19 protein-coding genes are annotated in these 24,164 nt (G+C 47.7%); 4 read left to right on the top strand and 15 right to left on the bottom strand.

Translation table 11 applies throughout. The annotated features are described in order from the left end of the window. Positions 1–2: 2 nt before the first annotated feature. The 5 genes from B5F07_RS12345 to B5F07_RS12325 all read right to left on the bottom strand — a co-directional run bounded on the left by B5F07_RS12345 (position 3) and on the right by B5F07_RS12325 (position 4,948). Positions 3–689, bottom strand: coding sequence for a hypothetical protein (locus B5F07_RS12345; RefSeq protein WP_087161595.1), 687 nt, complete (start codon positions 687–689; stop codon positions 3–5). 275 nt (positions 690–964) lie between these two features. Next, positions 965–2,203, bottom strand: coding sequence for a helix-turn-helix transcriptional regulator (locus B5F07_RS12340; RefSeq protein WP_162613128.1), 1,239 nt, complete (start codon positions 2,201–2,203; stop codon positions 965–967). Between the two features lie 56 nt (positions 2,204–2,259). Continuing rightward, positions 2,260–3,645 (bottom strand): MFS transporter, encoded by a 1,386-nt coding sequence (locus tag B5F07_RS12335; protein WP_087161593.1) that lies wholly within the window; start codon positions 3,643–3,645, stop codon positions 2,260–2,262. A gap of 10 nt (positions 3,646–3,655) precedes the next feature. Next, a complete protein-coding gene (locus tag B5F07_RS12330; RefSeq protein ID WP_087161592.1) occupies positions 3,656–3,892 on the bottom strand; it encodes a hypothetical protein in 237 nt (78 codons plus the stop codon). A gap of 156 nt (positions 3,893–4,048) precedes the next feature. Next, a complete protein-coding gene (locus B5F07_RS12325) occupies positions 4,049–4,948 on the bottom strand; it encodes an alpha-hydroxy acid oxidase (protein WP_087161591.1) in 900 nt (299 codons plus the stop codon). Positions 4,949–5,382: 434 nt separating this feature from the next. Here B5F07_RS12325 and B5F07_RS12320 point away from each other — a divergent pair, with 434 nt between their 5' ends. After that, complete coding sequence (locus B5F07_RS12320) at positions 5,383–6,273, top strand: Rpn family recombination-promoting nuclease/putative transposase (protein WP_087161590.1); 891 nt, start codon at positions 5,383–5,385, stop codon at positions 6,271–6,273. Between the two features lie 134 nt (positions 6,274–6,407). On the opposite strand, the gene B5F07_RS12315 is transcribed toward B5F07_RS12320, so the two are convergent. Beyond that, entirely contained in the window at positions 6,408–6,599 is a 192-nt protein-coding gene (locus tag B5F07_RS12315; RefSeq protein WP_191403164.1) for a helix-turn-helix transcriptional regulator, read from the bottom strand. A 1-nt stretch (position 6,600) separates the two neighbouring features. After that, positions 6,601–6,891 carry a hypothetical protein gene (locus B5F07_RS12310; protein ID WP_087161588.1) on the bottom strand — a complete coding sequence of 97 codons (291 nt, stop codon included), beginning with the start codon at positions 6,889–6,891 and terminating at the stop codon, positions 6,601–6,603. A gap of 316 nt (positions 6,892–7,207) precedes the next feature. Here B5F07_RS12310 and B5F07_RS12305 point away from each other — a divergent pair, with 316 nt between their 5' ends. Next, positions 7,208–8,305 carry a glycerol dehydrogenase gene (locus B5F07_RS12305; RefSeq protein WP_087161587.1) on the top strand — a complete coding sequence of 366 codons (1,098 nt, stop codon included), beginning with the start codon at positions 7,208–7,210 and terminating at the stop codon, positions 8,303–8,305. Between the two features lie 66 nt (positions 8,306–8,371). On the opposite strand, the gene B5F07_RS12300 is transcribed toward B5F07_RS12305, so the two are convergent. Then, complete coding sequence (locus B5F07_RS12300) at positions 8,372–11,734, bottom strand: alpha-L-rhamnosidase (protein ID WP_087161586.1); 3,363 nt, start codon at positions 11,732–11,734, stop codon at positions 8,372–8,374. A gap of 220 nt (positions 11,735–11,954) precedes the next feature. Between B5F07_RS12300 and B5F07_RS12295 the strand changes: the two genes are divergently transcribed. Both B5F07_RS12295 and B5F07_RS12290 read left to right on the top strand, forming a co-directional pair. Continuing rightward, positions 11,955–12,821 carry a helix-turn-helix transcriptional regulator gene (locus B5F07_RS12295; RefSeq protein WP_087161585.1) on the top strand — a complete coding sequence of 289 codons (867 nt, stop codon included), beginning with the start codon at positions 11,955–11,957 and terminating at the stop codon, positions 12,819–12,821. A gap of 102 nt (positions 12,822–12,923) precedes the next feature. Continuing rightward, positions 12,924–13,310 (top strand): hypothetical protein, encoded by a 387-nt coding sequence (locus tag B5F07_RS12290; protein WP_087161584.1) that lies wholly within the window; start codon positions 12,924–12,926, stop codon positions 13,308–13,310. Positions 13,311–13,471: 161 nt separating this feature from the next. Here the strand turns inward: B5F07_RS12290 and B5F07_RS12285 are convergent, their stop codons facing one another. The 7 genes from B5F07_RS12285 to B5F07_RS12255 form a co-directional block, all read right to left on the bottom strand. Next, positions 13,472–15,934: a glycoside hydrolase family 3 protein gene (locus tag B5F07_RS12285; RefSeq protein ID WP_087161583.1), complete on the bottom strand. Its 2,463-nt coding sequence runs from the start codon at positions 15,932–15,934 to the stop codon at positions 13,472–13,474. A gap of 37 nt (positions 15,935–15,971) precedes the next feature. After that, on the bottom strand, positions 15,972–18,149 hold the full coding sequence (locus B5F07_RS12280; protein ID WP_087161582.1) for a serine hydrolase: 2,178 nt from the start codon (positions 18,147–18,149) through the stop codon (positions 15,972–15,974). Beyond that, a complete protein-coding gene (locus B5F07_RS12275) occupies positions 18,137–20,710 on the bottom strand; it encodes an alpha-L-rhamnosidase (RefSeq protein ID WP_087161581.1) in 2,574 nt (857 codons plus the stop codon). The genes B5F07_RS12280 and B5F07_RS12275 overlap by 13 nt, the downstream gene beginning before the upstream one ends. Next, on the bottom strand, positions 20,697–21,416 hold the full coding sequence (locus B5F07_RS12270; RefSeq protein ID WP_162613127.1) for an MBL fold metallo-hydrolase: 720 nt from the start codon (positions 21,414–21,416) through the stop codon (positions 20,697–20,699). The genes B5F07_RS12275 and B5F07_RS12270 overlap by 14 nt, the downstream gene beginning before the upstream one ends. A 102-nt stretch (positions 21,417–21,518) precedes the next feature. Beyond that, the gene (locus tag B5F07_RS12265) at positions 21,519–22,415 is read right to left on the bottom strand and encodes a carbohydrate ABC transporter permease (protein WP_204248843.1); all 897 of its coding nucleotides are present in this window, start codon (positions 22,413–22,415) and stop codon (positions 21,519–21,521) included. A 15-nt stretch (positions 22,416–22,430) separates the two neighbouring features. Then, positions 22,431–23,360 carry an ABC transporter permease gene (locus B5F07_RS12260; protein WP_087161579.1) on the bottom strand — a complete coding sequence of 310 codons (930 nt, stop codon included), beginning with the start codon at positions 23,358–23,360 and terminating at the stop codon, positions 22,431–22,433. Continuing rightward, complete coding sequence (locus B5F07_RS12255) at positions 23,338–24,150, bottom strand: helix-turn-helix domain-containing protein (protein ID WP_162613126.1); 813 nt, start codon at positions 24,148–24,150, stop codon at positions 23,338–23,340. The genes B5F07_RS12260 and B5F07_RS12255 overlap by 23 nt, the downstream gene beginning before the upstream one ends. Between the last annotated feature and the right edge of the window lie 14 nt (positions 24,151–24,164).

Here is a 24,164-nt window from a genome sequence, read left to right as displayed (position 1 = left end):
CATCACCTGACCAAAACGTCTTTACTGGTTATTTTTTCTCCCGGAAAGCGAAACCAGATATAATCATTACAGCTTACCCCGTGAGTCTTTTTTACGATTTCATAAGGATTATATTCATCCAGCCCCAGATATTCCAATATCTCATTAATGTCCGGGCGGTCTTTCTCCCAGCAGCGCAGTTCGAATATCCTGCCCAACTGATAACGCGTCATTTTCTTTTCCGCAAACAACTGTTTTCCCGGATTATCCGTAAATCTGGAAATAATTACATCCGAACCTCTTGCATAAACTCTCGCCGTGATCTCATCTTTCCAGTACACCTCAAACAGCAGGCTGTCCACGATCTTTTCTTTCTTTCTTCTTTTTTGCAGATATTCTGTCATCCTTTCCAGGCTCTCGATATTCCACTGAAGCTCCCGGATCTCATCGGTCAGACTCTCTATTTCCATCTGCTTCCGTTCTTCTTCTGCTATGCTGCCCGGCGAAACCGGTCCGAGATATCTGCTTTTTATCTTTCCGTCACGACGATACTGGGAATAATAATAAAGATCCCCGTGAATTTTCTTAATTGTTATACTCTGTTTCTGTCCGGAAATATCATCCAGACGCTTCCGGTATTCCAGAAGTCTTGATTCCGCTTCTGCTTTTTTCCGCTGCAGATCACAATATAACAGCTCCATCTCGTTCATGTTCATCACCAGGTATATCGTAACATACTTTTTACATATTTTCAATATATGTTGGTTACATAATAAAACTCTTTCTGTCCGGACGCATCCCTGTTCCCTCTTACCACAAAAGGGATGTATCCGCCTGCTGCAGAAACATCCCTTCTCTACTGTTCTATTATTTATTTCATATCATTTTACTTCGTATTATTGTTATCGCACCCGGCTCAGATTTATTATAGCCGAAAATATTTTTGGATGGCATCAGAAAATTTGATATTATGTATAAATTTCTGTCATTCTCCTTTTCCGCTGTATTTCTGTATCTTCTCCCGGTAGGCGGCAGGCGACATTCCCAGTTTTTCTTTGAACATCCGGCTGAAATAGCTGCGTGAGCCGAAATGAAGGGAATCACAGATGTCCTGCACGGTCTTATTGGTAGTCGCAAGCCATATCCGGGCATACTCGATTCTCTGGTCCTTGATATAATCCAACATCTTCTCGCCCATCTCCCTGGCAAATTTTCTGGCAAGATAATACTCCGCATATCCCATCTGCTTTGCAATTCCAGCCAGTGTCAGCTCGTCTGTCACATGTTCGCGGATATAGATGCAGCACTCACGGATAACGGGAGACACGCCGCAAATTTCCCGGGACTCATTCACCCTGGCGATAAAATCATCCAGCATCTGTTTATTCAGTTGCATCAGTTCCGGAAGTGTCTTCGGCTCTTCTGCCGCCCGAATATACTTTTCTTCCAATTCCAGTGCAATTTTCGGCGTAACTCCGCCCTCAATGGCGGCACGTGCACACTGGGAAGTAAAGATGATCATCTTGTTTACCGCATCCCTGTGTTCGTCCCCGCTGTGAAATCTGTCACTTCCTGCTTTTCCGATTGTCGCAAAAGCCTGACTGTAGTTCCTGTTCCCGTCCCTGACACACTGCAAAATCAGTTCTTCCTGCTCACGCATGCGTTCATAGCTGACTCCGCCTGCGTCTTTTTCGTGTTTTCCGGACGAATTCCCTGTTTCCAGATACTGACACGGGATCTCTATGTTCCGCGCATCTTCCAGTGTAATCATGTAGTGAAGCATCCTGCCCAGCGACCAGAAAATATCCCCGCCTACCACAGGCACATCTCTCAGGATTTTCATACATAGCCGTTTTATCTCCACAGACAGATTCATGTTCGTCAGTGCATTTTCCACGGAGCGGGATGAAGCGGTTCCGAAAAAAACAGGACCGATCAGGATAAGCCTCCTCTCGTCTCCTATGGCTGCAAATTCTCCAAGCCATACCATTCCCACAGAGCTGCTCATCATGAAAGGCCCGTTCAATGTTTTTCCCGTTTCCATTGCGTAGGCTCTGCACCCGCCGGCAGTAAAAAACATATCCAGTTCTTTCTCATATGGGGAACTGCTGTAATAGAGTTCCCCATTTTCCGAATAGCACCAGACCCAGACGCCGTTTCCGCTGTAGACCATCCCCATATAGTACCAGAGCCGTTCCGGTACTGATACATCCGACAGTGCCATCGTCTGATTCTCCTTTTCTTTTTTTCTATCATCCCTCATTTCCGCGCCCATGTCAATCAGTTCTCTGACGTCTTTGCACTGTTCTGTGCCTCCAGGGCCTCTTTTCTTGCCTTTTCATTGTCTGCATTGATCTGCGGCATCTTATGATCCAGGTCGTAGAACAGCAGGCAGATAATACCGATAATGGATGAGAATGCCGGAAGGAGCGTCTGTCCCACGCGGATTCCCATAACTGCCGTCTCTGTAACAGCTTCAGCATCATATCCTACCGCCATAAGAATCAGGCCGCCAAGCGCCGCCGCAAGAGCTCCTCCCACACGTTTTGCAAATCCCTGTACAGCTCCGATGGTTCCCTCCATTCTGTGCATCTTCTTCCATTCATTGTAAGAAGCGCTGTCGAAGATCATCAGCTTGATCAGATAAGTGCCCGGAAGCGAACCGATCCCGACGATCAGCCACCCGACCATGTACATTGCCACATTGGTATTCGAGATAAAGCAGACCACAGAACCCACCACGGAGCATATGGAGCCGACCAACATTACGTCACGCACATTCCACTTCTTAATGCTCTTCGGGAACACGAATACCAACGGAAGAGCAAGAATCGTGACTGCTGAGGTAAGACTCTGAAGTCCGATGCTTCCGAATACTTCCTGGAAATAGTAAGTTCCAAGTCCCACCTGGGAGCCAAGCTGTGTGATAAACGTCATGATTACGATAATCCACACATATTTGTTTTTTCTCAGCATGTGCAGCGTATCTTTGAGGCGGATCGTCTCCGTCTTCTGAAAAATATCCAGATCATATTTTTCTTCAATAAATACAAAACGCATAATTCCGATAATCAGAACCGGGATTCCAAGGGTCAGGATAATCCGTGACCATCCTCCGTGCACAGAGGAATATCTTTCTACCAGCTGCGGTGTAATAATATTTACGATAAATCCGACTCCGGAAGAAATAAGTCCTGTATACGAATTGATCCTTACCAGCTGTTCCGACCGGAACGAGCGCACCATATATACCGTCTCACCTGCATTCAGGAACGTATTAAACAGCGCGTTTACAAGAATATACATGGAGAGAACCCATACATATTTCATTATGTCTCCCCAGCCCTCCGGGCAGCTGTACATCAGGAATGTACAGATCCATGTTCCGAATATGCACAGCTCATAAGGTCTCCCTTTTCCAAGTCTGCTCTTCGTCTTATCTACAATATAGCCTGCGACCAGGTCGGTAGCCCCGTCAATCGCCTTGCTGACAGCAAGAAGGATACCTACGATTCCCGGATTCAGGTGAAGCGTGTTCGTACAGTAGAACATCAGATACCCCTGGATCAGAACATTTGTCGTCTCCGATACTTCTCTTGAGCCCCATGCCCAGAATTTCCCCACGCCGATCCTGGCCGGATTTTCTTTTCGTTTTTTTCCGAACATATGTAATACCTCATTCCTCTTTCTCAAAAAATTCTTTCAAAAGTTCCTTGTCTTCTTCACAGCCGCACACGACGTTCCCGCTGCTTATGATCCCCTCGTGGCAGTTCACGGCCGAGAAGATGAACCTTGAAATCGTGGAAGACAGATTCAACTGGTCGCCCTCCAGAGAGTAAAACAGGACATCCTGCTTACATTGTTTCACTTTCTTAAAGAATTCTCCAAAATCAACATCTTTCTTAAATTTCATCCCATACCTCCGTTTTCTCTTCGATCACTGCAGTAATTCTGTGATTATTTATCCTGTGGTTTTATTATAATGAAAAAGAGACGCCGATCTGTATGTCCAGATTTGCGTCTCTGTGATAAAATTTGCCTGTTTTCTATTGTTGTTTCCGCCGCATGTCTAAAAATTTCTCAGATGCACCACCGTCGGATCAAAGGAGGAAGTATCCTTCACTCCGGTAAAAGCCATCACGCCTTTGAGTTCCTCTGTCATCTGCCTGATCCGGGCCGTCACACCCTCCGCGCCTTCCTGGAGGACGATCTTCATCAGGTGTCCGCCCACGCTCACTGCCGTAGCTCCAAGCGCCATTGCCTTGTATGCATCCACCCCGGAAGCGATCCCGCAGTCAACAAAGATCGGGAAGTCTTTTCCCAGCTCTTTGCGTATCTCCGGCAGTACCATCAGCGGCGGAACTGCCGACGGCATCCGCCCGCCGTGGTGGGAGACAACAATCCCCTGCGCACCCATCTGCGCGCACCGGACAGCGTCCCGAACACCAAGCACACCCTTCACGATAAAAGGCAGCTTTGTGGCACTGATAAACTCTTTCCATGCGGGAACATCATAAACTGCCATCTGCTCATTCATACAGAGATCCGGGCTTCCGGTCCTGTCAAACGTGTGGTCTATATCCATCCCCACAGCCAGAGCTCCCGCCTCTTCCGCCTCTTTGAGCTGTGCGAAAATCTTGTCCTTATCCGCATAAGGCTTTACAATCCGGATGGTCTTCGCCCCGCAGTTCATCACAGAATAGAATTCCGCCGTCTCCGTCATGCCGATCCAGTGGACCGCATCCGCATCTGCCGCTCCTTTGGCATACGCTTCCATAGGCGCGCCGGCATCCGGATTAAACGTCTTTAAGTGGGACAGTGCCGCCGTCATGATCGGCGTGGCAAAGCGGTGTCCGTAGATCACCGTCTCCGTATCCGGCTCCACCGCGCCTACAAGACGCTGCTCTAAAAGAAGGCTGTCAAAATATTCACGGGTTACTGTTCTCGGGTCTGTTTTCTGCAGTTCCATTCTGATTACCTCTTTTCACGTTTTATATAAGGCAATTCTATCATGGGGAAAAAGTTATGGCAAGAATTCGCCCCACATTATTAACACAGTGCGGATAAAATTGTATAAATGATGTAAGTTTGTTGATAACCCTGTTTTTTTCAAAACAGCCGTTGTAATATTAAGCGCTTCGTGATATGGTAGATGCACCCGGAGATCACTCCTGCCTTTTGCAGGTCAGATCACCGGGTGCATTCAAACTTTTCAAGTAATCTGATAAATCTCATAAAGCAGTCAAAACTCCCGGGCAAATCGCCTGTATTTCCAGAGGATGATGATCTGATTTTACGGTGAAAACGGATACCGTTCAAAGTTTGGAAAAATTACCGCGGGGAAGAAAAGCCGCGGGGATGGTGTTTTCTAGTGGAACGTGATAAGATAAGGGAGGAAACAATATGTGTAAAACTGAAACTGACAACTTTATCATGCTTCCCATAATAGACTTCTGTTTTAAGGAGCTGATGCGCAATGACAAAGTCCGGTTGGGATTCATCGCGGCGGTTCTCGGGCGAGATCCGAAATCAATCCGTAAGACCGTCCTGGTTTCTACAGAACTGCGCAGAGAGTCCCCGGATGACAAGCTTGGGATCCTGGACGTGATGGTGGAGTTGGATGACGGATCGAAACTGAACATGGAAATGCAGGTGCCGTATTTTGAATTCTGGACAAACCGGGTGCTGTTTTATGTGTGCAAAGTATACACCGGTCAGATCAAAAAGGGGGAATCTTACGAGACATTAAAGCCCTGTGTCCATGTAAGTATTCTTGATTTCATTCATTTTCCAAAGGATAACCGCTGTTATCGGAAGATCGCACTCTGTGACGTGGAAACCGGTGAGCAGTATACCGACCTGATGGAACTGCACATTCTGGAACTGAAAAAACTTCCGGAAGAGGATCAGAACGAAGAAGGAGTGATCCGCTGGATGCGCTTCCTGAGTGGGAAGACCCGAAAGGAGTTCGAGAATATGGCAAAGAAAGACGAATATATTGAAGAGGCATATAACGAACTGAAAAAGCTGAGCCTGGATGAGCAGAAACGCCTGGAATATGAGGCGAGAGAGCGGGCTCTTCATGACTATAATACCCAGATGAGCAGCGCAGAGAGGCGGGGCATTGAGATTGGGAAGCAGGAAGGGATCAAGCTTGGAAAGCAAGAGACACTGGTTCAGCTGATCAGTGAAAATCTCCAAAAAGGCCTGGATCTGGATACGATTGCATCCTTCCTCGGGATAGATCGGGATACGGCGGCGGAGCTTGCCGGAAAAGTAAATAGTAAAAAATAAACGATCAGGTTAAGCAGCAGTGCATTGCATACAACTTCTTTCAGATATTACTGTTTTTAAGAAGATGCAATGCACTGTTCTCCTATTCAAATAAATATGCCATGCCCAGTGGACCCGCTCACCCTCTTTTTCCTTCACTCCGGCATAAACAGCTCATCCACCGTAATCCGCAGCTCCCGCGCCAGATCAAACGCCAGTGCCAGCGTGGGATTGTACTTGTTATTCTCGATTGCATTGACTGTCTGCCGGGTCACGCCGCACTTTCTGGCCAGCTCTTCCTGTGACAGCCCCAACTCTTTCCTTCTCTCCCGGATCATATTCCTCATATCAGCCACCATACTTTCTTCTGAAAAACAAAATCAGAATAAAATAAATAATTGCCATGGTACAAAGCTGTGTAAACGGATTCACACTCATCTCCTGAGCACGCACCAGGCACTCGATAATATTGATAACCAGCGCTCCGGCTGAACCGAGCAGAGTATATGTGCTGGACTTCCAGACGATTATCATTCTCCGCTCGTCACCTCCCCTCGCCAGAGAAATAATCATCCCGATATCCAGGCAGATCATCACAACAAGAAAAATACCAAACAATACAAGAATCAGATTTTCCATATCTTACACATCCTCCATGATATAAGTACAGGTTTTTTTCCTTATCCGTCACCGGACATTCCCGGGAAAACTGCTCTGTTCCATGTGCCGGAATTATCAAAAACTTTTTACATTTTCAGAATAACGGATGACATCCAAAATGTCAAGAGTTTTTGACATTTTTTAAAATTGATTCCGTCTAAAATTAAAAGCCACGGGAAACAGCACTTCTTTTAACATAATCTTCATTGACTTGTCTTTCCGTGCAGACTAAAATATATCTGTATTGTTATAAATATAACAATTTGTATCAACGAACTTCAAGGAGGTTATCATCATGGCAAACATTCTGATCAGCCCGGGCAAATATGTGCAGGGCGCAGGCGAACTTGGAAAACTGGGAGAGTATGCTGAAAAATACGGCAAAAAAGCCCTCATCCTTATCACCGCTTCCGGTTACAAAAGATGCGGCGGCATTGTAGAAGAGGGATTCAAAAACAGCAGCACGGAAATCGTTTTCGACTATTTCAACGGTGAATGCAGCAAGACGGAGATTAACCGGCTTACCGCAATCATGGAGAAAGAAGGCTGCGATCTCGTGATCGGTATCGGCGGCGGAAAGATCCTGGATACCGCAAAAGCAGTCGCTTATTACAGATCCGTTCCGGTTCTTGTATGCCCGACGATCGCATCAACTGACGCCCCCTGCAGCGCACTCTCCGTTATTTATACAGACGAAGGAGTATTTGAGGAATACCTGTTCCTTCCGGCAAACCCGAACATGGTCCTGATGGACACGAACATCATCTCCAAATCCCCGGTCCGCCTCACCGTTTCCGGTATGGGAGATGCGCTGGCTACATACTTTGAGGCCCGCGCATGCCAGGCAAGCGGCGCTACGACCTGCGCAGGCGGCAAGGTGACATCCGCGGCAATGGCGCTGGCAGAGCTGTGCTTCAACACACTGATGGAGGAAGGCGTAAAGGCGAAACTCGCCCTGGAAGCAGGCGCATGCACTCCGGCAGTCGAGAAGATCATCGAGGCCAACACGCTCCTCAGCGGCATTGGTTTTGAGAGCGGCGGTCTGGCAGGCGCACACGCGATCCACAATGGATTTACCATTCTGGATGAGTGCCACCACATGTACCACGGAGAAAAAGTTGCCTTCGGAACAATCACACAGCTTGTCCTGGAAAATGTTGACGCCGAAGAACTGGAAGATATCATCGACTGGTGTATCGAACTGGGACTTCCGGTCACGCTCAAAGAACTGGGAATTGAGAATCCGACAGATGAAAAACTTATGGCTGTGGCAGAAGCGGCATGCGCACCCACAGATACTCTCCACAACATGCCATTTGAGGTAACACCGGAAACCGTATGCGCGGCGATCAAGGCAGCGGACGCATATGGAAGATATTTCCTGGGAGAGTAGATAAAAATTTAAGGGCAGAACCATATCTTTGGGATTCTGCCCTTTTCTTTTACCTGTTTAACCGCCTTACCTTCCCTTCTCCACCCGGAACTCATGCTTCCCGGATCCGATCCACTCCGGCTCTCTTCCCGGCAGCTTCACCATTGCCCGGGTGTTTACCGGAATCTCACACTCATAAATCACGCCGTCCTTTTCCTTTTTCCATCCGCTCTGAACCGGACCGTAAGGCGTGGACACGCTTCCCCGTGCTTCCGAAAGCGGTCCGTCAATTCCCGGGCAGAGCACAAACCGGCTGTATCCGGGGTACTCCTCCAGTCTCTGTATACCAAGAATATAGCTGTACATCCAGGAGAGGACACTGCCGAGAGAATAGTGATTAAAGGAGTTCATGGTGTTGTTCCCGCCAAATCCTTTCTCCGGTGTGTAGGAATCCCACCGTTCCCAGATTGTCGTAGCTCCCTGGGTCACAGGATACAGCCAGGAAGGACATTTTGTCTGAAGCATCAGCCGGTATGCGTCCGCATCATTTTCTGTATCTGTGAGAGCCTGATTGAGAAGCCCGGTTCCGAAGAAGCCGGTTCCCACCGTATAGTCCAGCTCCCTGGTCTTTCTCTTCAGATTCTCTGCCGCACGGCCGCGATCTTCGATCAGTCCGTACTCCAGCCCGATCACATAGGAACACTGGCTGTCACAGAGCTTTCCGTCCGCGCCTCTTGTCTTCCCGTCAACGGGATCGACAAATGTATCGTTCCAGTATTTTCTGCACGCCTCTGCCAGTTTTTCATATTTTTCCCGATCTGCATTCTTCCCCAGGACTGCTGCGATTTTCCCCATTGTATCTGCTTCCCGGTAATAAAATGCGTTCCACAGAAGCTGCAGGTCCGTCTCCTCCGGTGCCAGCCAGTCGCCGAGCGGTCCGATCTTCGCCGGATCTCCCTGCCCCGGCAGACCTTTGTCCTCCATATAAACCATGTACTTGTCCATGCCGGGGTAGAATCGTTCCATAATCCTGATATCCCCGTACTGCTGATACAGTTCCCACGCCATGAATATGGATGCGCACTCGTAAGTGATCCCTCCGAAGCCTCCTCCTATGGGAGCGATCTCCGGATATCTCCCCTCTTCCGTCTGCAGGTCGGACATTGCCTGCAGATTCCGCTCGTAGAACTTTTTCAGATTACTGTTCTGCAGAGCTGTATGGCAGAATACGTGGGTGTCTCCTGCCCACCCCATCCTCTCATTTCTCTGGGGACAGTCTGTGGGGATACTGATAAAGTTGCACAGCTGAGACCAGGCAACATTTTCCGCAAACCGGTCCAACAGCGGCTCGGAGCTTGCAAAATTTCCGTCCAGCCTCTCCACCGAGGAGTACTGCAGGGCTTCCACTTCCGTAAGTTCCGGCGGATTTTCTGTCCCTGTGATCTCCAGATAGCGGAAGCCGTGAAACGTAAACTTCGGCTGATACACTTCTCCCTCTTTATCGCCCCGGCAGATATAAATATCCGTACTTGAAGCATCGCGGTAATTTTCCACCATGGGGCGCCCGGTATTGGGATGCTCTTTGTTCTTCCGGTACTCTTCCATATCCGGATAGAGCACTTCACAGTACCTCAGGATCAGCTTTGTTCCCTTCTTTTCATGGACATGGATCCTCGGCACTCCGGCCATTTCCTGCCCGAAATCATAGAGCCACACGTTCTTTTCCAGTTTCCTGCGTTCCTGCGCCTGACGGGTTCTCACGATCCTCACCGGGGCATCATATCCCCCTTCATACCTTGGTTCTGTGACATTTATCTCGGGCCAGCTCCGCCCGAATCCTTCCGGCATGGTCCTTGTCGCGCCGATCCTGCCTATCGTCTCCGCAACCGGACTTTCCCATCCGCTGTCGTCAAACTCTCCCCTGGAATAATTCTCATAGATTTCCCGCCTGCATGCGTCGAAATGTTCTCCCTGGAACAGTCCGCCGTAGCGGTACGGTCCCTGATCCGAATATTTCCAAGCGGATGTATCGGTCACGATCGTCTCCTTTTCTCCGTTCTCATAACGGATACAGATCTTCGCCAGCAGCGCTTCTTTATCCCAGAAATAATTATAATTTTTCACCACAAATGTCTGTGCGTCACACCACCATCCGGAGCCCAGAGTCACCCCCACCGCGTTTTTCCCAGGCATCAGTTTGTCTGTAATGTCATAGGTCTGGTAATTGATGCGTTTATCATACTGGGTCAGCCCCGGCGTAAGCCGGATGTCTGTGACCGATTCCCCGTTCACGCGGCAGTCATAGATTCCCCGGGCAGTTATATACAGCCTTGCGGAACGGATCTTTTCATTTTTCAGCACAAATGCTCTCCGGAACATCGGCATCCCTCCTCCGGAAGGATCCCGCGTCACCTGCTCTCCTTCTACTTTAAAGCATCCATCCGCTTCGTTTAACACATCGTAAAAGATCGACTCTTCGCCATACAGATTTCCCCGGGGCGTCTCTTTTATCACGACGCGTCCCGGCTCTCTTAAATTTCTGACTGTAATATCTTTGAAATATGCCGTCCCCTGCTCCTCCGCAAAAAAACCGATCTCGTTGATCCTCGGATACGTCGGGACGTCATTAAACCCGCGGGGATTGAGCGTCCTGCCCGCAATGGTGTGAAGGAGCTGATCCGGGACCGCATCCACGAGGATTCCATCTATATACGCCAGCGCAGAATTCCCCTGCACCTCGATCTTCAAAGTGTGGAACTCGTATCTGTTCTCCTCTGTGATCAGGCATGGTCCGTCCGGCACACCATACTGTCGCAGAAATACAGAAGCAAACGGTACATCTGCACGGTCATCCTCCGTATACCCCGCACGGTAAATATCCAGATATGCTTCCTCTTGGCGGATACAGAGCTCATAGCGGATATAGTTCTCCCCCTCCAGACCATATTCGTTCAGATGACTGCTCTTGAGGCGGTAATCTTCTGCACCAAACACGATCCCCGCTCTGCTGGTTCCTTTCTCCATCCGGAATGTGCTCTCGATCACAAACACACCTCTTGTATCCGCCTGCACGTGAAACCGGGGCGCGCTGATCCATTCTGCGCCATCCCACGCTTCTATATCCGGACAGAGAAATCCGGTCTCAAACCAGCTCTCCTGCTCCGCTTTTCTTCCGTAATTGTCCCATACTTCCACATTGACCCGATAGCGGGTACATGCTGCCAGTTTTTCTCCATCGTATGAAATCCCAAGCGAACAGTCCGTCTCCATCCTCCCTGAATCCCACACCGGCATCTGAACTTCTTCTGTAAACACCCGGATCCGGCAAGCCTCCTGGAACGTGTTCTCCCGGTCGGACGCCAGTATCCAGGCAAACTGAGGCTTCTCACAGTCCAGCCCCAGAGGATTGTCCATATCTTCTGTTAATATCTTCGTTATCTCCAGTCCCATACTCTGCTCCTCACTTTCATCTGCATCCGTTTCCGCTGCTTTGCTGTCATTATATCATCGCTCCGTCTGTCCACACAGATAGTTTTTTTATCAAAAATCTATTGTTTTTTTCCTTTTCTGTATTTAGAATTTAACTTACAGAAACAGGGGCACAGCATTCCACAGACATTTGCACCGGATTGCCTGCCCGGATCCTGCAAGAGAGGAGGGATACTGCAAAATGTTTTCAGACAAAGACGGAAAATATTATCATGAGATTGTTTCGCCGGAGAAGAATGTGCCGGTCCGCATCTTCTTCAGCAATGACCGGAGGCCTTCCTATGTCCCGCCCCATTTTCATGAGGATATTGAAATGATATATCTCCTGTCCGGAAGTCTGACTGTTTCTTCCGGATATAAACGGCGCACTTTTTTTCCAGGAGATCTCCTGCTGTTTAACTCAAACGAGATCCATTCCACGCTTTCGGAAGTATCCGACACTACAGCGTATGTCCTTCAGATTCCTCATGGGCTTTTTCAACCTTATTATCCTTCCGGAGAGACGTCTGTATTTGAGGTTCCCGCCGTTTCTTCCGGGACACTTTCCTGTGATGCTTCGGCTCAGATCAGCCATTTAAAAGAGCTGATCCTTACGTGTTATGAACTGCAGTCCCGCAGACCGGAGTTTTATCAGATTCTGATCATGAATAATATTTACCGGATTTTATATATTCTGTTTCATTCTTTCTCTGTTTTTCAGCCGGCATCCCGGAGACAGAATATGAAACACTATGAACGTCTTTCGTTTCTTACAACGTACATCAATGAGCATTACAGCGAATCGCTTTCTCTTGAAAAACTTGCGGATATGGTATCTGTTGCCCCGTCCTATCTGTCGAAATTCTTCCGGCAGGAAACCGGTACCACTCTGACCTCATATATCAGCAGTGTCCGTCTGGAGCACGCCTACACCGATCTGCTTACCACGGATTATTCGATAAACTATGTTGCAGAGAAAAACGGATTTGCAAGCTATGCAATGTTTGTCCAAAAATTTAAAGAGAAATATCTGTGTACTCCCAATCAGGTCAGACGCAGAAAATCTTGAAAAATATTAACACAACGCAGATAACTTTTTATAACTCATGTAAGTTTGTTGATAACCCTGTTTTTTCCAAAACAGCTGTTGTAATATCAAACTCGTCGTGATATGGTAGATGCACTGGAAGACCAGAACGAGGAAGGTGTGATCCACCGGATGCGCTTCTTAAGTGGGAAGACCCGAAAGGAGTTCGAGGATATGGCAAAGAAAGACGAATATATTGAAGAAGCATACAACGAACTGAAGAGGCTGAGCCTGGATGAGCAGAAACGCCTGGAGTATGAGGCAAGGGAGCGGGCGCTTCATGATTATAATACGCAAATGAACAGTGCAGAACGGCGGGGCAAACGTGCCGCTTTAAAAGAGTTGATCCGAAAAAAGCTGGATAAGGGCATGTCCCCGGAAGATATTGCCGAATTCCTTGAATTAGATACAAGCGTGATCTTGGAGCTGGCAGGTGAACCCGTCGCAAACGCAGAAAATCTGCCCCACTGATTTCCTTCTGTCAGATAATCAGATCACTCTCTCAGCTCATGTCCATAAACTAATGGGGATAACCGATCACTTCGAATGTCCATTGCCCTTTAAAAATCAGGGCATTGCCTTAACCGTGTTCAGATATTACAGTTATGGCAATGCCCCACTTCTTATTCACATTATTCACTTTTTTTCTGTGCAAGCCTTTTCACTGTTTTTAAAACCCGGTAAGCACTTGTCATCAAATCTTTTCTTGTAACCGGATATAAAGCATCCGGCTGTTCTGTTGCTCTGATGATATCTTCATAATCCGCTTTTCCTCCCGGCATAAAGAGATCATTCCCGGCACGAACTGCGGCCGAAGCAGATGCCGAAGGATATTTATACTTTTTTCCACTCACCACGCCTGTGACAACCCAGTCAGACATGACGAGGCCGTCAAAGCCCCATTCGTCCCGCAAGATTCCGGTTAAAAGATCTTTTCTGGAAGAAGTGTGTTCGCCATTGAGCAGATTGTAGGAAGTCATGACGGCAGCCGGCGAAGAATCTTTTACAGCGATCTCAAATCCGCGCAGATACAGATCCCGCAGCGCCCTCTCACTAACAATACTGTTGGAATGCATCCGGTTTTGTTCCTGATTATTGCAGGCGAAATGTTTCAAAGTTACGCCACACCCGCTCCGGCTCTGGACTCCCCGCGTAACTGCTGCCGCCATGCACCCGCTTACGAGGGGATCCTCTGAATAATATTCAAAATTTCGTCCGCACAGCGGATTCCGGTGAATATTCAATGCCGGAGCGAGCCAGAGCGAAATACCATACTGCTCCATTTCTTCCGCAACAAGTTCTCCACACTGTTCTGCAGCTTTTCTGCTGAAGCTCTGGGCTATGGCGGTTCCCACGGGAATTGCAGAGCAGTACTGCTCAAAGATTTCACCCTTCCGCTTTTCTGTCCTGTCTTTCTGGAGGAATAATCTTCTCATCTCATCCGGAAGAATATCTGCCAATTCCTCCAGATTCCCGCCGTCTACACTATAGACGCCTTCTTCGTCTCTTCCATATTTCGGCGCGATCCGGATGCCTGCCGGACCATCTGCCATAACAATTGAAGAGATTCCTCTCTCCTGAAAAATTCGGGTAGTCTCCCCTGCTGCTCCGACCACAACGGTTCCGGCATTCCCGATTACACTTTTATTTCCCTCGTCCTGAAAATTACCGACACAGAGGTATGCAAGTTCACAGTTATCCATTGTTTCCATCACTGCAAGAATTTCATCATCGGTCTTTTTCGGGCAAATCTGCCTCATATCTTCACAGGATGCAAAATCCTCCCTGGTGATATACAGCGTCTCCCGGCGTTCTTCTTCCTGTGCCTGCCCGGACTGGCATTTCTTCTCCGGACGGTAATCCATAAAATCCGGCTGGTCTGCAATTGACGTGACTTTTTCTGTAATAATATCTTCATTCAATATAACCGTGCCCGCAGGTACTGTTTCTCGGCTCGAATTCCCGATATAGATCCGGTAGCTTCCCTTTTCCAGGATCCGCGCAGAGATTTCCCGGCAGTAGGAGGCCAGGTCTTTCAGATTGAATTCCAGGGAAATAACCTGAGACTCCCCCGGCTTTAATTCGTCCGTCTTTTCAAACGCCGCGAGCACCTGATACGGCTGATCAAGCTTTCCCTCCGGAACTGAGACATAAGCCTGAACAACCTCTTTCCCGTTTCTTTCTCCGCAGTTTGTCACGGATACTTTTACGCGGATCCTGGCAGCTTCTTTCTCCAGTCCAAGCAGTTCTGTCTGAAATGAAGTGTAACCAAGTCCAAAACCGAAAGGGAACAGGGGATTTTTACATACAGTGTCAAAGTACCGGTATCCCACATAAATACCTTCCCGATATCTTGTGTCATCCTGTTTTCCGAAATCTCCCTCGTGGCAGTAATCCTCCCATGCAGCCCATGTAGACGCAAGCTTTCCGGAGGGATAACTTTTTCCAAGGATTACATCGCACAGGACTTCACTTGTCATCATCCCCGTCTGCGACAGAAGAAGAATATTCGGTGCCGCATCCACTACAGGCGAAATGTCAATCACTCCTCCCACATTCAGGACGAGCAGAAATCTTTCATATTTTTCCCCTGCCTTTCTGATATCCCGGATTTCTGTGTCTGTGAGGAGGAAATCTCCTTTTTTCACCTCTCTGTCTGTTCCCTCTCCGCTGTTTCTTGAAAGAACGTACAGACATACATCTCCGCCCGCTTCCATTGGGAAATCATACTCCATCTCCGGCATGGCCGCCCCCATACAGGAGAGAAATGCGGAAAGTCCCTGTTCCGCGATCTGCCTGCGCAGAGAATTCCGGAATTTTCTCCAGGCCTTTTCGTAAGCCGCATCATAACTGTCCAGCCATTCTGTTGTTGTGATCTCGAAACCCGCTTTTTTCAAAGCTGTTTCTATATTTAAAAACTGCTTTACATTAACGTCCCCCGAACCGGTTCCGCCCTTTTTCGTATACCTGGCTCCATTTCCATACAGAGCGATGCTCTGCGGACCGCTTAAAGGAAAGGAACCATCTGACTTCAGCAGAACCATACACTCCGGCGCTATCTTCCGGAGAAATTCCTGATGATTTTTCACTGTCATTTTATTTATCCTTTCGCTGCTGTTTTCTCTTGCACCACTATGAATCTCGCCAGTTTCCGAACACCATTCTTTCCACTTCTCTGCTGATATAACTTCCCGAGCCGTTCAGATCTGCACGGTTTGTCACAAAGACAAAATCAAGTCCGTCTGCCGGGCTGACAACCATATGTGTGCCGAATGCTCCGCTCCATCCATAAGCCCCCTGTGAAGCATAACTGTCCCCTTTCACCGGATCCTGGCGTATCAAAACACCCAGGCCCCAGACCATTCCCGGCTGGAATTCTATGTGCTTATCCGGACCTTCCTGATGCATCCGCTGAACGATCTTCTCAGAGAGGATCCGTTTTCCCTCAAAGACACCGCCTGCTGCCAGCATAGCCGCAAATTTCTCAAAATCCTTCACCGTAGAATAAATGCCGCCACAGGGCTCCTCAAAAGATTCCGGCTCCATTGAAAGGAATCCATACAGATCTTCTTCTGTCCCGGTAATATTTTTCAGCGTTCCATCCTCTCTCTTATACAGATCAGCCAGGCGCTTTTTCTGACTGTCCGAAAGGAAAAAAGTGGTATCCTTCATCCCCAGCGGTCTGCAGATATGTTCCTGGATATAGTCTTCAAATCGGCATCCGGAAACAATCTCTACGATCCGCCCGAGGATATTCCAGCTGCCGACTGCGGAATATCCCGTCGCGCTCCCCGGCTGGAATCCCAGCGGATACTCTGCATATCTGCTCACACGCTCCTGAAGTGAAACGTCCGTTCCTTTCCTGGTGAAAAGAAGAAGGACGCCGATCACTCCCTCATCAATACCGGAACAGTGGGAAAGAAGATCCCGGATCGTCAGCAGTCTCTCACATGGAACGGTTTTTACAGCAGAAACATCAAAATCTCTGCTCCATTCTAATACTTTCAACATGTTATCCGGATCATCCAGCACATAGCGCGGATCGTCCGCCACCCGCTTATCTGCAAATTCCGGCAGGAACTTTTCCACCGGGTCATCCAGCTGTATCGTTCCGGCATCGATCTGCTGCAGTACCGCTGTCGTCGTGATCAACTTTGTCATTGACATCATCCGGTAAATCGTATCATATTCCGCCTTCTCTCCTGTCTCCAGCGAACGGTATCCCCATGTTCCCTGAAAAACGACATCTCCTCTTTTCCTTACTATCAGCGCTGCCCCCGATGTTTCCTGATTCCGGAGATAATGGTTCATCTGCTCATCGATATCAAATTTCAGGATCTGCAGGAACTCTACTGCATTATTAACCCAGTTTCCGTCTCCGATCCGGGAGCCGAGTCCGAAGCCATGACCACCTTTTTCATGTCTCTCAACCAGGTTTTTAACATGAGCCCGGTTCAGAGCGTCTTCCATTATATATGAATGGCTGATCGGAACCGCATCGTCATCCTCGCACTGGATCAGATAGGTTGCCGGATAGTCCGACTCAACATTTTTTTCGATGCTGTATGCATCCACATCCACAGATGAACTGTTTTCTCCGGTGAGCCCTTTCTGCAAAATATCCTTAAATTCCCCCTCCAATGCGCTGGCAGAGATCAGGGGATAGACCAGGATAAGGCCCTTCGCCTGAGGGATCCCGTATCTGGCAGCACCCAGTGCGGTCCCCCACATACCGGCGAGATGGCCTCCCGCAGAGAAACCTGCCACATAGTAATTTTCAGGATCTACCCGGAACTTCTCCCGGTTGTCCCGGATAAATTTCCACGCCGATGCAAGATCGTCAAGAGGAGCAGGCATCAGCCCCGTCTTCATGCTCTCTTCATCTGCCGTTGTATAATTCAGGCAGAAACAGTCGATCCCCATTTCATTGAGACGTGCCGCGACGGGAATGGCCTCCACCATACTGCACACTGCTCCGTATCCGCCGCCGGCATTCAGGATAACAAAACAGTCTGTTTTCCGCTCCTCTGCCGGCATATAGATCAGATGAACATTTTCTTCCTTTCCGGAAGCCGGACAAAAAACGCACTGCTCTGCAGACTTTGCGACTTTCTGCAGTCGCTTCATCCCATAGATAATATCATTCACATACCAGGTTGGCTGTTTTTCATACAGCTGGGCAAGTGTCATATTGCCCATTTCTCCGTAAAACATCTGCCTGCCTCCGCCGATCAGTTTATCTCTGACCTGTATAAGACTTTCATCCTGATTCAATTCATATAAAGTTGTATTCTCTGTTATATTTCCCATAAATAGTCCCCGCTGCCTGTCTCAAACTGTTTTCCTTTCCAAATCACCGTGGCCGATGCGTTGCATGGTACAGTGATCTTCAAGGATCTGTCTGTCCATGTCACTTCAACCTTTCCTTTTTCGCTTTCAAAAACCCTGTGGCAGTATGAAAGTCTCCGATCATCTTCCGGAGCTATGATGATATGCGAGAAGCCCGGAGTATCTGAATCGATACCGCAGAGTCTCCGACAGATCCAGTCGTCCACACAGCCAAAGGCATAGTGGTCAAAACTGACAAAACGTCCTGTTCTTTCTGCATCATCCGCATCCCAGGCTTCCCAGATACAGGTTGCTCCGTGTTCTACTTCATACAGCCATGACGGTCTATTCGTCTGCCACAGAAGGTCATGGGCCATCTCTTTTTCATCCAGCTTTTCCAGTACATCCATCAGGAACGGCGTGGCAAGGAATCCTGTTCCCAGGCAGTCTCCGTTCTCATGGATCAGACGGATCAGTCTTTCTTTATATGTTCCGGTCAGATGCTCCGGCACCAGATCAAATGCAAAGGCAAGCACATACGCCCCCATCAGATTCTCCGGCATCCTGTCTTCCGCAAACAGTGTCATCCGGATCGCATGTTTCATTTTTTCTGCCGTGGCACTGTAAATCGCCTCTTTTTCCTTATCTTTCAGAATTCCGGCGATTTCTGCCATCATAGTCAACGTCCTGTATCCGAAAAATGGGGCGATATAGTAGGAGGATTTCTTACAGTCCTCAAAATTCCCGCCGTCTTCCTTACCCGGGATCAGCCACTCGCCAAAGTGGAATCCCGTGTTCCACAGATACCGGTCATATTCCTCCGGGAAGTCCTGATATCCCCGCTTTTCCCTTGCAGTGCGGATAATATAATCGCACCACTTTACCATCGGTTTGTACATCTCCTGCAGGATCCGCCTGTTTCCCGTCACCTGATACATCATATAGGGCACCCAGACAACCGCATCGCTCCAGCCGGCTACTCCTGTCGGCCTGTCGTCTCCAAATGCAGCACACTGTGCCTTCACCAGTCCGGAATACAGATTGGCAAACGGAGTTGTGATCATTACTGTTCCGTCGTCCTGCTGGTCCGCAGCTACATTTTTCAGCCAGCTGGTTAAAAATGGCGTCATATTTTCATTCATAAGTGCGGTCTTTGCGTAGATCAGGATATCGCCTGTCCACCCTGCTTTTTCCCGTGAGGGACAGTCCGTGGGGATGGACATCATATTATTTTGCTGTGACCAGCGGATATTTTTATACAGCCGATTGAGACGCTCATCCGAGCACTCAAACTCCCCGGAGTTTTCTTTTTCCGTGGACAGCGCAACTGCTGTAAAATCTTCTTTTTTCACATTCTCTATACCGCTTACCCGGATATACCGGAACCCGTGAAAGGTAAATAACGCCTCATGCACCATCGGTGTCTTTCCAGCAGTCACAATGTCTCTCTGAGGAGCAAACATGGTATTAATGTAATTTCCATTCTCATCAAGGATCTCAAAATAATCAAAAGTGATCTCGCTTCCCTCCGGCGCGCTGATCATTATCCGGGCTCTTCCGCACAGTACCTGTCCAAAGTCAACGACAGTCTCTCCTTTCGGTGTCCGGAACACTTCTGCCGCCGGGATCAGTGCAGCCGGCCGGACCGGGGGCATGGGCTGGGCGCAGAGCATTTCATGTCCATAATCTTCTGTCCTGACCGGAAAGGCCGTCTCTTCCGTCCCGCTCTTTCCGAGATCCTGCTTCTCTCCCTGAAAAAGATCTGAGTATAAAATATAAGCCGTCCCACACTGCTCGGTACCATCAGACATGATTCTCTCCCTGCTGCCGTCCTCATATCGAATCTCAAGCTGGTAAATCACAGAAGGCTCTTTCACTTTCTTTTCAGAAGGACCGGTCTGACCACTGAAATACCATCCATCCCCCACGTACATGGCAATCTTATTATCGCCGCTTCGAAGCAGTTCTGTAACGTCGTAAGTCTGATAATAAAGTAATTTATTATAGACAGTAAACTCGGGGGCAAATTCCCGGTCATCCGGTCTCTCTCCATTTATGTACAGACGGTAATTTCCATAGGAAGATGCGTACATCCTGGCGGACGCTATTTTTTTCTGCTCCAACCGGAAATTTCTGCGGAACATCACCGGCGCATAAGTATCTCCATATTTATACTGTGTTACCGGCTTTCTCTCAACTGTAGAGGCAATCCAGGATGCCTTCCAGTCCTCTTTACAAAGCAGCGCCGTCTCAAAAGAACTTTCTGCGCACGCCTGCTCTCCATAATTATTCCAGACTTCTGCCCTCCATGTATAGACTGTCCCGGATTCCAGTTTTTCTCCCTCATACTCCACAAAGGACTGTTCCCTGCTCTCTTTCTTTCCACTATCCCAGACTGTTTCTCTGCCTTTTTTCACCGTAATCCGGTATGCCGTCTGGATCACATTTTTTCTGTCACTTGAAAGCTTCCAGGAAAACTCTGGAATCTGATCAATTCCAAAGGCATTTGTCATATGTAATGTTTTCAGGTCATATACTTTCATTTTCTTTCTCCTCACATCTGTCTGCCGGGATCACAAAACTGAAATAGTCTATGCTTTCTTCTCCCGCTTCTGTCACGATCTGTTTAAAAATCCGTCCGTCTACAGGAGATGTCCATACTTTCTCCGTATAGGGCAGATATTTATCTATATTTTCCAGAATTCTTTCCGCCATATTCCCCGGAAGCGGGAAATCGTCATGTGCGGAACAGACCTTTGTTATATGCAGTCCGGCAATTTTTCTTAATCCTGATTTATATTGTTCCAAAGGCGTCCAGTCAGACAGTCCGTACAGTATCCGCCTTGCAATAGCATCACCTCCGAACAGTATTCCCGTCTCCTGTTCATATAAAACCATGCTTCCTGCTGTGTGTCCCGGCACACTGACTGCCGTAAAGCTCCGGTCTCCAAGGGAAAATCTTTTTCCTTCCGGCATGTCGTTCAGCTTATAAGGGAGCCCTCCCGCCGTATCTGTTTTCCCACTGCGGAATATCCCGCCGCCCGCTGCCAGGTTCCAGTCTTTTCTGGACATATATACCTCAGAAAACTGTCTGTTACATCCGATATGGTCAATATGACCATGGGTATTTATCATTATGGCAGGCTTTTGAAAAATATCTTCTATATATTCCCTCAGTCCCGGGATTTCCGGTGCCGGCGAGTCTACAGCGAGCACGCACCGGCTTCCACATACGGCCCATGTCTGCATAATTGCACCACCTTTTTTTCCACGGGTCATCCATACAGGTGCGCTGACGGAAAAAACCTCTTCCGGAAACTCCTTCACCATAAATTTATCCTTATTCATTTTCTATCCTTTCACTGCACCCATAGTAATTCCTTTTGCAAAATATTTCTGGAAAAACGGATAAACAGCCAACACCGGCAGAATCGCAATAACTGCTATGGCAAGTCGCATCGTTGCCGTGGGCAGAGCTCCCGGATCTACACCTCCAAGCATAGAACTGTTATTGGCAAGAAAATTTACATTGTTATTTATCTCGTTCAGAAGCTGCTGCATACTGTACAGATTACTGTCCGTAATATAATACAGACCATTATTCCAGTCATTCCAATACGACACAGCTTCCATAAGCCCTATTGTCGCAAGGATCGGTTTTGACAGCGGGAGGATCAGATGTCTGTATATGTAGAACGTTCCCGCCCCATCGATCCGCATAGCTTCCGAAAGTTCTCCCGGTATACTGGATCTGAAATAATTTCGGACAAGCACCACCGTAAAACCATTTAAAAGAAGATTCGGTATAATCAGCCCGAAGATTGTATTTTTCAAATGAAAGAAATTGTTATATATCATATATTGTGGGACAATCCCGCCATTAAACAGCATAGTGATCAGTATAAGCGCAAATATCACTTTCCCGCCCGGCAGTTTTTCCTGTGCCAGCCCGTATGCAAGCATGGAAACAATAATAAGAGACGCCGCCGTTCCTGCTACGGTCACCACAATAGTCACAAGATATGCCCTCCCGATCTGCGCCCACTGACGGAGAATATATTCATAGGCATCAAGACTTAACACCTCCGGGAAAAACTGATATCCTTCCGCCACAGCATAATTGGTATCTGAAAAGGACGCTGCAATCAGAAGCCAGAACGGCACAACAGCCATAACTGACATCGCCGCGAGTATTATATGTGAACAAATCTGCATGATCTTTCCCTGTTTTGACATAACATCACTCATAATCCGCTCCTCCTTTTAAAATATCGCATCTTCTCTGCTGATCTTACGGATCAGTGCATTTGCACCGATTACCAGAACAAATCCCACGATTGCCTGAAGAAAACCTGCCGCAGCCGACATTCCCGGATTGTTCTGCTTCATCAGCGCGTTATATACATATGTATCAATCGTCATAGTTGTCGGATACAGAATCCCTGAATTTTTCGGAACCTGAAAAAACAATCCGAAGTCCGAATAGAACATTTTGCTGACACTCAGTATAAACATCGTGATAATTGTGGGCTTCAGACAGGGCAGTGTGATCCTTGTGATCTGCTGCCATCTTGTCGCCCCATCAACGCTTGCCGCTTCATAATAATCTTTGCTTATCCCGACAATAGCGGCAAGATATATGATCATAGAGAACCCGATATTTTTCCACTCGTTTACAAAAAGGAGAATCCAGGGCCAGTATTTCGGTTCCTGATAGAAATTAATCTGGGTAAGTCCGAGTTTTTCCAGAATACCATTATTAATAAATCCGGTCTCATTGCTCAGGAAGGCAAAGGCAAGATAGCTGACTACAACCCAGCTCATCAGATATGGAAGAAGAATGACCGTCTGGTAAATTCTGTTTGCAATTTTAGCGCGGATTTCGTTGAGCAGTATTGCAACTGTGATTCCCAGCACCGTATTAAATATGATAAAAACTCCGTTATACAAGATTGTATTTCTTACCATTGTCCCGAACTGTCCGGAAGCAAACAGAAACTCAAAATTTGCCAAACCATTCCAGTCGCTCCCGAAGATTCCTTTGCTGTAGTCAATTTTCTTAAATGCCATTACAATCCCCGCCATAGGCATATAATTATTAATCAGGAAATAGACCAGTCCCGGGATCATCATAATGTAGAACGGCACCATCCACTTCCATCGTATCTTCTTATACTTTTCTTTCCTTTTCATCGTTTTCTCCTCTCCTGTTGCCTGACTCTTTCATTTTGTATTCCCTTGGCGTCATGCCGTAAAATTTTTTAAACTGCTTTGTAAAATAGGAATAGTTTCCATAGCCTACCCTGTCCGAGATCATCGTTACAGACATTCCGGAATCCTTAAGGAGCTCTCCTGCCAAAATCATCCTTTGTTTGGACATATAATCTCCGACAGACTGCCCGAACTCTCTCTGAAACAGACGGTTCAGATGCCTTATGCTCACATGTGACCTTGCCGCAAGAAATTCTACCGTTATATTCTCCGAAATATGATCATGAATATATTCTGCTGCCTCCTCTACGGCATTCCCCCCTGCTTCCGGTGCAGCAGTTTCTTTCATCTGCTTTATATATGTCTTCCCATAATTTTCCAGTAATACCGCATTCTGCTGAGACTGTACCTGAGCTTTTGTGCGCAGCAGAATTTCTGTCAGCTGTCCATAAGGAACCGGTTTCAGGATATATTCCAGACACTTTAGTTTCACTGCCCTGCGGGCAAAATTAAAGTTTTCATGACAGGATAAGATCAGGCAGGCTGTCTCTGGCGAATGTTCATTCACCCACTCAATAAGATCCAGACCGCTTTTTCTGTCTAATTCGATATCGGAAAGCAGAATGTCCACCTGCGTGGATTCAAAAATCTGCACAGCTTTATCGTATCCCTTTGCGGTAAATACCCTGTCAAACTTCAGCTGATCCCACTGTACTCCCTGCATAATTCCCTGAATGATCTGCTGTTCATCATCAACGATCAGTAGATTCATGATCATATCACCTC

This window comes from Lachnoclostridium sp. An169, from assembly GCF_002160525.1.
GTDB lineage: Bacteria > Bacillota > Clostridia > Lachnospirales > Lachnospiraceae > Mediterraneibacter > Mediterraneibacter cottocaccae.
This window is presented reverse-complemented; position numbering and strand designations above follow the sequence as displayed.